At 37.0% G+C, this 11,774-nt stretch carries 11 protein-coding genes; 4 read left to right on the top strand and 7 right to left on the bottom strand.

The window, feature by feature from the left end; translation table 11 throughout:
- Nucleotides 1-131: 131 nt before the first annotated feature.
- Together pbp4 and IGJ39_RS07210 are read left to right on the top strand one after the other, a co-directional pair.
- Nucleotides 132-2,165, top strand: coding sequence for a penicillin-binding protein PBP4(5) (gene pbp4 / locus IGJ39_RS07215; protein ID WP_066025040.1), 2,034 nt, complete (start codon nucleotides 132-134; stop codon nucleotides 2,163-2,165).
- Between the two features lie 102 nt (nucleotides 2,166-2,267).
- The gene (locus IGJ39_RS07210; protein WP_195339614.1) at nucleotides 2,268-2,552 is read left to right on the top strand and encodes a hypothetical protein; all 285 of its coding nucleotides are present in this window, start codon (nucleotides 2,268-2,270) and stop codon (nucleotides 2,550-2,552) included.
- A gap of 68 nt (nucleotides 2,553-2,620) precedes the next feature.
- Here IGJ39_RS07210 and IGJ39_RS07205 read toward each other — a convergent pair whose 3' ends face one another.
- The 4 genes from IGJ39_RS07205 to IGJ39_RS07190 all read right to left on the bottom strand — a co-directional run bounded on the left by IGJ39_RS07205 (nucleotide 2,621) and on the right by IGJ39_RS07190 (nucleotide 6,568).
- Entirely contained in the window at nucleotides 2,621-3,772 is a 1,152-nt protein-coding gene (locus IGJ39_RS07205) for a cation:proton antiporter (RefSeq protein ID WP_010735399.1), read from the bottom strand.
- 174 nt (nucleotides 3,773-3,946) lie between these two features.
- Entirely contained in the window at nucleotides 3,947-4,474 is a 528-nt protein-coding gene (locus IGJ39_RS07200; protein WP_023519710.1) for a DUF308 domain-containing protein, read from the bottom strand.
- Between the two features lie 69 nt (nucleotides 4,475-4,543).
- Complete coding sequence (locus IGJ39_RS07195) at nucleotides 4,544-4,894, bottom strand: DUF2200 domain-containing protein (RefSeq protein ID WP_438764373.1); 351 nt, start codon at nucleotides 4,892-4,894, stop codon at nucleotides 4,544-4,546.
- Nucleotides 4,895-5,035: 141 nt separating this feature from the next.
- Nucleotides 5,036-6,568: a helix-turn-helix domain-containing protein gene (locus tag IGJ39_RS07190; protein WP_195339613.1), complete on the bottom strand. Its 1,533-nt coding sequence runs from the start codon at nucleotides 6,566-6,568 to the stop codon at nucleotides 5,036-5,038.
- Between the two features lie 129 nt (nucleotides 6,569-6,697).
- On the opposite strand from IGJ39_RS07190, the gene IGJ39_RS07185 reads away from it, so the two are divergent.
- Nucleotides 6,698-8,068 carry an LPXTG cell wall anchor domain-containing protein gene (locus IGJ39_RS07185; RefSeq protein ID WP_195339612.1) on the top strand — a complete coding sequence of 457 codons (1,371 nt, stop codon included), beginning with the start codon at nucleotides 6,698-6,700 and terminating at the stop codon, nucleotides 8,066-8,068.
- Between the two features lie 71 nt (nucleotides 8,069-8,139).
- On the opposite strand, the gene bsh is transcribed toward IGJ39_RS07185, so the two are convergent.
- From bsh to IGJ39_RS07170, 3 genes are all read right to left on the bottom strand, one after another.
- Complete coding sequence (gene bsh / locus IGJ39_RS07180) at nucleotides 8,140-9,114, bottom strand: choloylglycine hydrolase (RefSeq protein WP_195339611.1); 975 nt, start codon at nucleotides 9,112-9,114, stop codon at nucleotides 8,140-8,142.
- A gap of 116 nt (nucleotides 9,115-9,230) precedes the next feature.
- Complete coding sequence (locus tag IGJ39_RS07175) at nucleotides 9,231-9,671, bottom strand: MarR family winged helix-turn-helix transcriptional regulator (RefSeq protein ID WP_066025034.1); 441 nt, start codon at nucleotides 9,669-9,671, stop codon at nucleotides 9,231-9,233.
- A 56-nt stretch (nucleotides 9,672-9,727) separates the two neighbouring features.
- Entirely contained in the window at nucleotides 9,728-10,138 is a 411-nt protein-coding gene (locus IGJ39_RS07170) for an organic hydroperoxide resistance protein (RefSeq protein ID WP_010735406.1), read from the bottom strand.
- A 249-nt stretch (nucleotides 10,139-10,387) separates the two neighbouring features.
- On the opposite strand from IGJ39_RS07170, the gene IGJ39_RS07165 reads away from it, so the two are divergent.
- Nucleotides 10,388-11,683, top strand: a complete 1,296-nt coding sequence (locus IGJ39_RS07165; protein ID WP_438764370.1) for an ISL3 family transposase — start codon at nucleotides 10,388-10,390, stop codon at nucleotides 11,681-11,683.
- Nucleotides 11,684-11,774 lie beyond the last annotated feature (91 nt).

Here is an 11,774-nt window from a genome sequence, read left to right as displayed (position 1 = left end):
TATTTTGATTAAAAAAAAGTTAACGTAAGAACAGTACTGGTTAAGAATCATTTGGGCTGCTATTCTATTTCCTCTTCCATGTGTTAAAATATCTTTGATTCGTACTTTTAATAAAGAGAGGTATTCAAAACATGAAGAGGAGTGGCAGACAAAAGAAAAAATCGACCGGCATCTATATCGGAGCGGGAATCGTCGTCTTGCTTGCAGCAGCTGGTGGTGGCTTCTTTTATTATCAACACGTTCAGGAACAACAAGCAGTAAAAGCTGGAGAACAAACGATTGAAGGATTTATTGACTCCCTGAATCAGGAAAATTATGAAGAAGCGGTAAAATCACTTCAAGTAGAGAAGGATAGTGATCTTACTGAACAAGATATTTTGGAAAAATATCAAAACATTTATGGTGCAGCAGAGATCAGAGGGATCAAACTCTCTGACTTATCCGTGACAAAAAAAGCGAATGATACGTATGAGTTTACGTATAAAGCTAAAATGAATACGACGCTAGGTGAATTGAAAGACTTAGCATATGAAGGAACCTTGTCCAAAGAGGGAGACCAAACCAAAATCAATTGGCAACCTAATTTGATTTTTCCGCAAATGGAAGGACAAGATAAAGTCAGCTTGAGTACAGATGTAGCGTCACGTGGCGAAATCTTGGACCGTAATAAACAGCCGTTAGCGACAACTGGGAAATTAAAACAATTAGGTGTCGTACCTGCGAAATTAGGTGAGGGTGAGGAAAAATCAGCGAATATCAAAGCAATCGCTGAAGCATTCGATTTGACGGAAGCCAGTATAGAACAAGCGATTTCTCAAGGTTGGGTCCAACCGGATTACTTTGTTCCTTTAAAAATCATTGATGGGGAAACACCAGAACTTCCCAATGGAGCAACGATCCAAGAAGTTGACGGTCGTTATTATCCACTAGGCGAAGCCGCTGCCCAATTGATTGGCTACGTAGGAGATATCACCGCAGAAGACATTGAGAAAAATCCTGAGTTGAGTAGCACAGGGAAAATCGGGCGTTCAGGCTTAGAAATGGCTTACGACAAAGAATTAAGAGGTACGAACGGCGGAAAATTAAGTGTCACAGATGAAGAAGGAAATGAAAAAGCGGTCTTACTCCAACATGAAGTAAAAAATGGACAGGATATCCAGTTGACGATCGATGCTAATGCGCAAAAAACGGCATTCGATAGCTTAGATGGAAAACCAGGTTCTACTGTGGCGACAGCCCCTAAAACTGGAGATTTGTTAGCCCTTGTCAGTTCACCTAGTTATGACCCAAATAAAATGACGAACGGTATTTCCCAAGATGATTACAAAGCATATGAAGAAGACCCCAATCGTCCATTTATCAGTCGTTTTGCGACAGGTTATGCGCCGGGTTCAACATTCAAAATGATCACCGCAGCCATCGGCTTAGATAATGGAACATTGAATCCAGATGAAGTCTTAACGATCAATGGATTGAAGTGGCAAAAAGATAGCTCTTGGGGTTCTTACCAGGTGACACGTGTCAGTGATGTACCACAAGTCAACTTGAAAAATGCTTTAGTTTATTCTGATAATATCTATATGGCACAAGAAACATTGAAAATGGGGGAAGAAGCCTTTAGAAAAGGACTGAATCAATTTATTTTTGGTGAAGATCTTGATTTACCGATCCAAATGAATCCTGCGCAGATCTCAAATGAAGACTCATTCAATTCGGAGATTTTGTTGGCAGATACAGGCTATGGGCAAGGACAATTATTGATCAATCCAATCCAACAAGCTGCGATGTATAGTGTTTTTGCAAATAATGGCAGTTTAGTTTATCCACGATTAGTCATGGATCAGGAAACTAAAGATAAGAAAAATGTGATCAGTGAATCAAGTGTCCAAACGATTTTGCCAGATTTAGTCGATGTTGTGCAAGATCCTAACGGAACGGCACATTCTTTAGCTGCACTTGGCATTCCGCTTGCCGCGAAAACTGGCACAGCTGAAATCAAAGAAAAGCAGGATGAAAAAGGACAAGAAAACAGTTTCCTTTATGCGATCAATCCTGAAACAAATGGCTACTTGGTGATCAGCATGTTAGAAAACAGAGAAGAAGGCGATTCTGCTACTAATCGAGCGCCTGCTTTATTGCAGTATTTGAACCAAACTTACCAATAAACATAGAGTGTGAAATCGGATACAAAACCATTGGTTATTTTCCTTTTCTAGTGATACACTAGTCTATAGAAACGAGTGTAAATAACAAGAGGAGGAGATAAGATGACTGATGTTCCAAGAGCAGTAAAAGCGGAGATGGCAGCAAGCATGTTGAAGATCCAATTTGATAATGGGGAAATAAGATATTTAAAATCACATTTAGCCAAAGAACATGCAGAAGCTTTTTCGATGAAAAATGGCAAGAGAAAGAATAGTTTATTGGCTTCACAAACAACCTGGGTAGGATCGACCATTGAAATTCAACCAGATGGCACTCTTGTTCTGAATGAAAATGATTATTACTCGCCAGAAGAGTTATGGAACGATAGCAAAGAGCATATTATTTGATCAAAAATAGAGCCTTTCTATTAGATTCGAGAAATCTAGTAGAAAGGCTCTATTTATCTGAGAACGAATCACCCATGATACACTTTTCTAGTAAAGTATTTAAGAATCAATGGAGAGATCAAAGTACTTAATAAGATTACGATCACAAGTGGAGAATAATATTTTGCTTCAATCAATTGGCTTTGTTGTCCAATTTGCAAGATGATCAGTGCCATTTCACCACGTGAGATCATGCCAGCACCTACCATAAAGGCACTATTCGTTGAAAAACCGGCTACTTTCGCCCCTAGATAACCACCACCAAGTTTAGTCAAGACTGCAACAGTCGTTAGGATCAAGATAAAAATCAATTGTTCTCCAAAGTTAGAGAAATCGACTTCTAGTCCAACACTGACAAAAAAGACTGGGATAAATACGGCATAACCTAATGCCTCGACATTATGATACACTTCTTCTTTGACCGAGGTTTGACTTACCGCGATCCCTGCAAAAAATGCACCAATGACTGAACTTAGTCCAATCAAATCAGCGATGTAGGACATACCTAGACATAAAACCAAGGAAACAATGATAATTGCAGAGTTGGCATAGATTTTTCCAGCTAGTGACATCAAAAATGGGGCAATCCATTTGACTAATAAAAATATAAAAATAAAGTAAATCACTTGCTCCAATAAAAGAAGCGGTAAAGGGAGGCTGCTACCAGATTCTCCTGTCAAAAATGATAAGCTGAAACTTAACACCAACACGACAAGAATGTCATCAACTACTGAAGCACCTAAGATAGTCGAACCTTCTTTTGTGTTAACTACATGAAGTTCTTTCAATACCTCAACAGAGATACTAACAGAAGTTGCTGCGAGGATGATTCCAAAGAAGATAGCTTCATTCCTTGTGACTTGGAAAATTTCACCCGTCAACCAACCAAATAATACGGGGAGTATGATCCCTAATAAAGCAACGAACATTCCTGGTCGAAAGTATTTTTTCAAAAGAGAAAGATCGCTTTCCAATCCAGCTAAAAACATCAATAAAATGACACCTATTTCTGAAAAATCGTGGACGAGAATATTTGGATGCACCCATCCCAGACCCGCACCACCAAGCAAGACGCCAACGAGTAGTTGACCGATCACCGCAGGTACACCAAACCTCCGTGAAAGGTGAGAGCCAATGGTTGTCGCTAACAAGATCAAACAGAGAATACCTATAAATTCCATTCTTTTCATCCTTCCTTTCTCAAAAAAGAATTTATTTTATTCGTGTCAAATGACCTCCTAAACAGGATAACATAAATAACGTTATTTATGTAGTATCGTCCATTGTGTGGATATATGAAAGCGCACGACAAAAAAGGCTAGGCATTAAGCCTAACCTCGAATTTAAATAACTAATCAATTGACATACATATTTCTTACTTTAAAGTAGTTGATGATTTCAGAAATCCCCATAAAGATCAAGATACCACCAAAGATTTGGAAAAGTACCATCAAGCTTTGGAATGGATTAAATAATAAAATCAATCCGCCAATCAGTAAAATCACGCTGTATAATGACCATCCTTTTGATTTCGTATTCAAACTGATGAACAATTGAAATGCGCCATTTGCTAAAATCATCAAGCCTAAAAGAATTGGTAAGATCGAAACGATTGCTGATGCAAATAAGAACACGATCAGTCCGAAAATCAGAAAAGCAATTGCACTGAAAAGTCCAAATCCCCAAGCACCCGTTTTTTGCTTGTTTTTATAGGCTTCAAATAAATTGATCAGACCTAATAAAACAAAATAAGCAGTGATAAGATAGCCGACAAAATTAAATACGGCAGTTGGATTGATGACTATGGCGATACCAGCAATGATATAAATAGCTGCTCGTAAAATAGCATATCTTTGAAAATTACTTCGAATAAGTTCATACATTATTATAACCTCCTTTTTTTTATTTTAACGGTTATTGATGTTTAAACCAACTAAAAACTAGTGATTCCATTATTTTCTTAGAATTTTTTCTATTTTCTTTCCTTTAGCTAACTCATCGATCAACTTATCCAAATAACGAATTTCTTGCATCAATGGCTCTTCAATATTTTCTACTCTAACTCCACAAATGACGCCAGTGATCAATTTACGGTCAGGATTCAATCTCGGTGTCTCAGCAAAGAAAGTTTTGAAGTCCTTTTCCAATTGAATCTGTTCCTCTAATTCAGTTTGTCCATAGCCGGTCAACCAATAAATGATCTGGTCAACTTCCTCTTTTGTACGATTTTTTCGTTCTGCTTTCTTTATATAAAGAGGATAGACAGAAGAAAAAGTCATAGTGAAAATACGATGTTCAGTCATAGAAAAGCTCCTTTTTTGATTATTATATAATGAACTGTTCGAAAAGAATAGCTATAGTGTCAAGTCTCATGAAAGTTCAGTGAACAGGGGAATACATAGTAAGAACGCTACAGGATACTGAGCTAATTGTTTCTGTGATGATCAATCAAAATCTGCGTAGTCACGTTCTTGTTTAATCTCAAAAATATAGTTAGCTAACTGAGCAATCATCTTTTTCCAATCATCTGGACGAACGATGCCGTTTAACAAATAAATCTTTTTGATACGCTCGGGTAACTGGTTTAGTGGACAATCACTAATGACGATATCGCAACGCTCCATAAAGTAACGTTGGATAACGATCGCTTCTTTTGAAAAGATTTGTTCAATTTTAACAATTAAATCTTTACTGATATAAAAGTCTTTCGTGTGATTCACACCGATAACGATCGGTGGTTGCTTTTTGAATCGGTCGTAGAAATGTAGTAATTCTTCGACTACCCATGAAGTATTTTCTTTTTCTAGAAAATCTGGTAAGTAATGCCAATTTTCTTGCCGGAAGTTCTCATAAAATTCAGCTACCACGGTTCTTAAGTGTTCATAGTTTTTCTGATCCTTATAAAGCAAGAAAGTTGGTAAAGGTGTATTCGGCTGTTCGCTATCTAAAAAGGTATTGTGAAGCTTATTGATCGTAAAGGACAGTGCATATAACTTTTTTTGTTTTTCAGGTAGCTCTAAAGCGAAATGCTGACTGAATGCTTCAACTAAGTTCTTGGAATAAATCAAATAAGGAAAATCGATCGCTAACAGTCTTTGATAGTGCGTCAAACTTTGCTCTTCACTATCCAATTGAGAAATCGTTAGGCGTGCTAATAAATTGAGTATGATTCGTTGTTCCCGACAAATCGGTAAATCAGGATTTAAAATATCCACATCAGGTTCAATCAAAAGATCAATATACTTAAACTGACTTAATTCTTTTTGAACATTTTCTAAAGAAGTCATAGGAAAATTGTCCTGGCAAAGTTTTAAGAGAAGATACAACTTGTCCAAGACGCCACCATTCATCCCATCCAATAACTCTTTCTTGAAGAAGACATGGAGTGTGTAATCGATTTTTTTTGGCTCTTCCTTGTGATAGGGAAGGGAGGTATTAGCAAAAATCGTCCAATAGACATCTAGGAAACAATATTGGATTTGAATCTCACTACCGGTGATTATTTTCTTTCCCTTACTTGAAAATTTAAAGGAGATTCCATATAAAGCCAAAAATTGGTTGATTGCCTTCATTTTAGAATAGAGATATGAAGGACTGTAATTTGTCATTTGGCTGATCGTGACCATAGAGTTGACTTTCTGACGAAGTAAGGCAGCAATGATTTGGAAATTAGTTGATTCAAAACAATATTTACCAAATAATTCGTAATAACACGTCGCAAGGTCAGCATCGTTCAAAGAAATTTTGACGAATTTCTTGTTTTTCACTACTTCAACACTATTCAAGCCTAAAGAATGAAAATCCTGTTCGATTTCATGAAGATATAAAAGAAAGTTTGAATCAGACATCTTAAAGTAATCTGCTAGATAGTGCGTGGTGATAAAGAACTGATGCTCAGTTAAAAAAAGAAAAATCTCAAGTTTTGTTACATTTTTCTTCTTTAATAAAAACGTTTTGATTGCTTCTTGTGTTTGCATTGAAATTCCTCCGGTTGAAAATTTTACTGAAAATTTCTTTATTTTACACAAAAAAACAGTAAATCTTCCGTCTCAATCTATATTATCTTATGTTTAACATGATAATGATATTAAATAGGAGGAATTCTCATGAAATATTTAAGTCTTCTCTTTGCTTCTGTTTTACTGAGTAGTGTTTCTGTACCAGTCGAAGCTGCACAGACAGATGAACAACCTAGCAATGATGTCGCTCAACTAGCTTCTCATTCCGTCTGGGCAAATGTGAATCAAATCAAATTTTTAGAAGAACATGTTTCAGCAAACTCTGGTATTATGAGACTTAAACTAGGAGAGACGATCACGGTGAAGGCACTGGTGACTTATTCAGGGGATATTCAACCGATTTTACAGTCTGTTGTCCAATTTGAAAACGTTGATCCAGCATTGAAGATCGAACACGATCCAGCTTCACTTGTATTCCACAACAAACTAGCAACTTTTACGTTTAATATTACACTGACACAACCAATCAATAGACCTGCTTTATTCTCTATAAAGGTAGCAGATGGTCAACCTGGAGATAGACATCATTTGACACCATATAGTCAACGTCAAACAGTTGAACAAAAAGCGGGGGGAACAGGTGGCGTGACTGAGCCAGATCCTAATCCAAATCCTAAACCGGATAATCCAGATGTAACACCAGATAATCCAGATGAAAACCCAGATGTAACACCGGATAACCCAGACGAAAATCCAGATGTGACACCGGATAACCCAGACGAAAATCCAGATGTGACACCAGATAATCCAGATGAAAATCCAGACGTGACACCGGATAATCCAGATGAAAATCCTGATGTAACACCAGATAACCCAGACGAAAATCCTGATGTGACACCGGATAATCCAGATGAAAATCCTGATGTAACACCAAATAACCCAGACGAAAATCCAGATGTGACACCAGATAATCCAGATGAAAACCCAGATGTAACACCGGATAATCCAGATGAAAATCCAGATGAGACACCGGATAATCCGGATGAAAATCCCGATGTGACGCCAGATAATCCGGATGAGAATCCAGATGCAAAACCGGATAACCCAGAGGGCAACAATGGAAACTATGAAGGAGATAACGGGGAAGATGGAAATGGTGGACATGGTGGTGAAGAAGTGATTAAACCACAAATCCACCCTGAAGGCAGCAATCCAACGATCACAATACCTGAGCAAGTAAAACCATTGTCTCAAATTCGAAAACAATCAATTCCATCTGTTGGTACGACAGATGTACTGGTAAATAAACAATCGTCTGAAAGTGCGAAAGAAATTCTGCCAGTGACAAAAATAGTTCACTCTTCAAATCAAGCAGCTAATGATAAGAATTCTGCAACAGCCACAGAGGAAGCAACGAAGCAATTACCTAAAACAGGAGAGCACAATCGCTTCTTTACATGGATGTTTGGTCTGCTGATCACAGGAATGAGTATGGTTACTTTTAGAAAAATCAACTAATGATTGTAATAGGTAAAAACGCCTTGAAACGGAATGTTTCAAGGCATTTTTACGTAGAAAATGATTAATAATCAGTTAACATAGTGGACTTGTTCTTCTTCAATCAATGGATAGGTAAGTAATTCTGTACTATCTAAATCTTCTTTCGTCATATCGACTGCATTGATTTGGCTATTTGTGTAAGTCGTGTAGTAATAGATTCCTTTATCCATGTTACAGCAAGAAGAATAGATCGTATATTCAAATTGACCATTGCCGACATCACAAAGGCCTTTTTGTTGTTCAACAGATTTTAGGATATGGAAGAATTGACTAACGCTTTCCTGTTCAGTCGTTGCTTTAACCGAATTCAATTTTGTAAAAGCCACTTTGACAAAACGAGAGGCAGAAGATAGATCCCCAGGCAAACCTAAGCCGCCCATCCCACGAGAATAGACCGACAAATCAAGTTGATCTGAGAAATGATTTTTAGGCGTAGTTGGCGACACTGATCGATAGTTATTCAAATTGAATAATTGATAATCAAAAGTCGGATTATTCGTCAATACACCAATTGGGTTGTCATAAATCTTTAATCCTTCGGCAACGGATTCAATGACAATGGATTTTTCTTGATCTGCTAATAGCCAGTGTAGGGGAGATAAAGGTAGTTCTTCACTAAAATTGATGTTGACTAAATTGATATCTGCTAGTAATGCACGAGCTTCTTCCACATTTTTACATTGACTCAGTATCCAAGGAATAAATTCAAATGGTGTGATATTGGTCTTTTCGGCATCTTCGTCAAAAAAATGGGCATTTCCAGGGAAATTCAAACCAGCCATACTCAAACCTTTTTCATTTGTTGCATCATAATAGAGGGGGTAGTTATCTACAACTGCTGCCATACCAATGATTGCATAGTGCGATGTTTGTTTTGGGACTTTCCGATAAACAAAAGGGAAATTTCTGGGAGTGATCGTCACCTGTTCATTATAAGAAATCTCTAAATCCAAATTACGTCCAAAATAATGATCGTTTGTTGTGTAAGTAATAGATGTACACATTATAATAACCTCCTTTGTTTAATTCTATATTAAGACGAATTAAGAAAAATTTCTAACAATACGATTATTCACTATTATAAATATAAACCAGCAGACAAAAAAACTCGGTAATTAGCTTACCGAGCATGTTGTTCTTTATTAAAGTTTTTTAGCATTTTTTTCGTCAAATAGAGGAGCATTGCTAATTCTTCTTCCTCTAAAGGTAGAAAATCAAGGATTTTTTCAGGGATATCTTTTGCTTGATCTTGCAATGCTTGCCCGTCTTCTGTTAAAGAGAGGATGGACACCCGCTCATCGGAATCATCCCTTTTCCGAGTGATATACTGCTTGCTAGCTAATTTCTTTACGACAGGTGTCAAAGTTCCTGAATCTAAACATAATATCTGTCCCAACTCTTTCATCGTGATTTGTTTTCTCTCCCATAAAACAAGTAGAACAAGATATTGCGTATACGTGAGATCCAGTGGCTTCAACAAAGGCGCATAGTAACGAGTAATTTCTTTAGAGGTGGCGTATAAGGGAAAGCATAATTGATTTTTTAATAATAACTCCTCCAAAATAGACCACCTCCTAATGTGCTACTTCATAGCATACTTGTTTTTTCTAAAAAAATCTAGTTCTCTACGGCTGTCAAAGTAACTTCAATATTGCCAGCTGTTGCTTTTGAATAAGGACAAACTTTATGTGCAGCTTCTAGTAATTCTTGTGTTTCTTCGATTGATAAACCTTCAACTGAACCTTCGATCTCAACGCCTAACACAAAACTCATTTCACTTTCTGCGTATAGAGACACTTGAGCGCTGATTGTTGATGCACCGTCAATATTTTTTTGTGTTTTGATCAAGTCTAATGCGCTATTGAAACATGCACTAAAGCCAGCGGCAAACAATTGTTCCGGATTTGTTGCATCTTCTACACGTTTACCTGGAGCTGCAATGTTAAGCTCGAATGAGTGATCTGGACTGTGTACTTCCCCAGAACGTCCGCCAGTATTGATCATTTTTGTTGAATACATTTTTTTCATTAAAAATCACTCCTCTTTTTATATTTGATACAATTAAATTGTACACAATTTAATTAGGTAGAGCAACTAACTTGCTTTGAAAAAAAGTCTACTCTTGGTTTATGAATAAAAATGGCTCTATAATTTATGAGACTGATGAATCAAAATGGATTCTTCAGTCCCATTTTCATTTTAGGTATAAAAAAACATATCGTTCTCTAGTATGATTAAATCACCACAAAATAAACAACTGAGAGGACGATATGCTATATGAATGATTCTATCAAAAAAATGCTGAGATTAATAGATAAAGATTTGATGATTACTGAGATCTCTTACGAGATCTTTCATAAGGAAAAGACATTGGTCATTAATGCCATTCTCTCACCTGATCCTTGTGCCTGTAGAAGTTGTGGTTCTACTGTGGTAGATGGAAATGGGAAAGCAATTGTGGTGAAAAATGGGAAGAAAGAAATCATTGTCCGCTTTGAACAATACAATCATATGCCAATGGTTATGCGCTTAAAAAAGCAACGCTATACCTGTAAAAACTGTCGAACCCATTGGACTGCTCAAAGCTATTTTGTACGCCCAAGACATTCAATTGCGGATCATGTCAGATATAAAATTGCTTCTTTACTGACTGAAAAAGTCTCTTTATCTTTTATTGCGAAAAGCTGTCAGGTATCTTTGACTACCGTTATTCGTATATTGAAAGAGTTTAAAAGCTATTTACCAAAGCCCACTAAGAGGATTCTCCCCAAAGTATTGATGGTTGATGAATTTCGTTCGCACGCTTCCATAGAAGATAAAATGAGCTTTATTTGCGCAGATGGAGAAACAGGTAATTTAATTAATATCTTACCTACTCGTAAATTACCTCGATTAACAAACTATTTCTTGGGCTGCACCAATCCAGAAGAAGTAAAATTCTTAGTCACAGACATGAACGCCGCCTACTTCCAGCTCACCAAACGCGTTCTGCCAAATGCGAAAGTAGTGATTGATCGGTTCCATATTGTCAAACACATGAATCAAGCTTTCAATGAGTTGCGTATCCGTGAAATGAATGAACTGCGTAAAGCAGGACAGAAAAGCCATGCAGAAAAACTGAAAAAGAACTGGCGCTTTCTGCTAAAAAATCGTGCAAACATTAATCACTATGAGTATAAAACATGGAAAAGTTTCCGAGCACCTAAATACCCATTTCTTACTGAAGCAATGATGATTGATCGATTGCTTAGCTTTTCTAAGCCCCTAAAGGAGGCGTATCCCTTTTTCCATGAATTAGTTGAAGCTTTTCGAGACAAAGACCCTGACTTGTTTTTCTCCTTATTGGCAGAACTTCCCGAAACGTTAGATGACGGCTTTCGTGAGAAACTTCAAAACCTACTGACCTACGAAGAAGGCATCGCCAATGCGATGATTTATCCTTACTCCAATGGAAAAATAGAAGCAAAGAATACCCACATAAAAACGATGAAACGAGTATCCTACGGATTTAGATCATTTGAGAACATGAAAATTAGAATCTTTTTGACCAATCAATTAATCAAAGTTAGATAACAAAAAATCTGAGCCAGAATGTGGTTCATTCTGACCCAGATTTAATTTTTCGCAACTCATCAGTCCTTATTGACAAAGAGCTATAAAAATC

It is taken from the genome of Enterococcus sp. AZ140 (genome assembly GCF_051714405.1).
GTDB classification, from domain to species: domain Bacteria; phylum Bacillota; class Bacilli; order Lactobacillales; family Enterococcaceae; genus Enterococcus_B; species Enterococcus_B pernyi.
The sequence above is the reverse complement of the archived record's forward strand: the minus strand, read 5'-3'. Positions and strand labels throughout refer to the sequence as shown.

What these genes read in the sequence shown, in the direction of transcription:
- IGJ39_RS07185 (WP_195339612.1), top strand. Translation starts at nt 6,698, where the DNA reads ATGAAATATTTAAGTCTTCTCTTTGCTTCTGTTTTACTGAGTAGTGTT.
- IGJ39_RS07195 (WP_438764373.1), bottom strand. Translation starts at nt 4,894, where the DNA reads ATGACTGAACATCGTATTTTCACTATGACTTTTTCTTCTGTCTATCCT.
- IGJ39_RS07205 (WP_010735399.1), bottom strand. Translation starts at nt 3,772, where the DNA reads ATGGAATTTATAGGTATTCTCTGTTTGATCTTGTTAGCGACAACCATT.
- IGJ39_RS07200 (WP_023519710.1), bottom strand. Translation starts at nt 4,474, where the DNA reads ATGTATGAACTTATTCGAAGTAATTTTCAAAGATATGCTATTTTACGA.
- IGJ39_RS07190 (WP_195339613.1), bottom strand. Translation starts at nt 6,568, where the DNA reads ATGCAAACACAAGAAGCAATCAAAACGTTTTTATTAAAGAAGAAAAAT.
- pbp4 (WP_066025040.1), top strand. Translation starts at nt 132, where the DNA reads ATGAAGAGGAGTGGCAGACAAAAGAAAAAATCGACCGGCATCTATATC.
- bsh (WP_195339611.1), bottom strand. Translation starts at nt 9,114, where the DNA reads ATGTGTACATCTATTACTTACACAACAAACGATCATTATTTTGGACGT.
- IGJ39_RS07210 (WP_195339614.1), top strand. Translation starts at nt 2,268, where the DNA reads ATGACTGATGTTCCAAGAGCAGTAAAAGCGGAGATGGCAGCAAGCATG.
- IGJ39_RS07165 (WP_438764370.1), top strand. Translation starts at nt 10,388, where the DNA reads ATGAATGATTCTATCAAAAAAATGCTGAGATTAATAGATAAAGATTTG.
- IGJ39_RS07170 (WP_010735406.1), bottom strand. Translation starts at nt 10,138, where the DNA reads ATGAAAAAAATGTATTCAACAAAAATGATCAATACTGGCGGACGTTCT.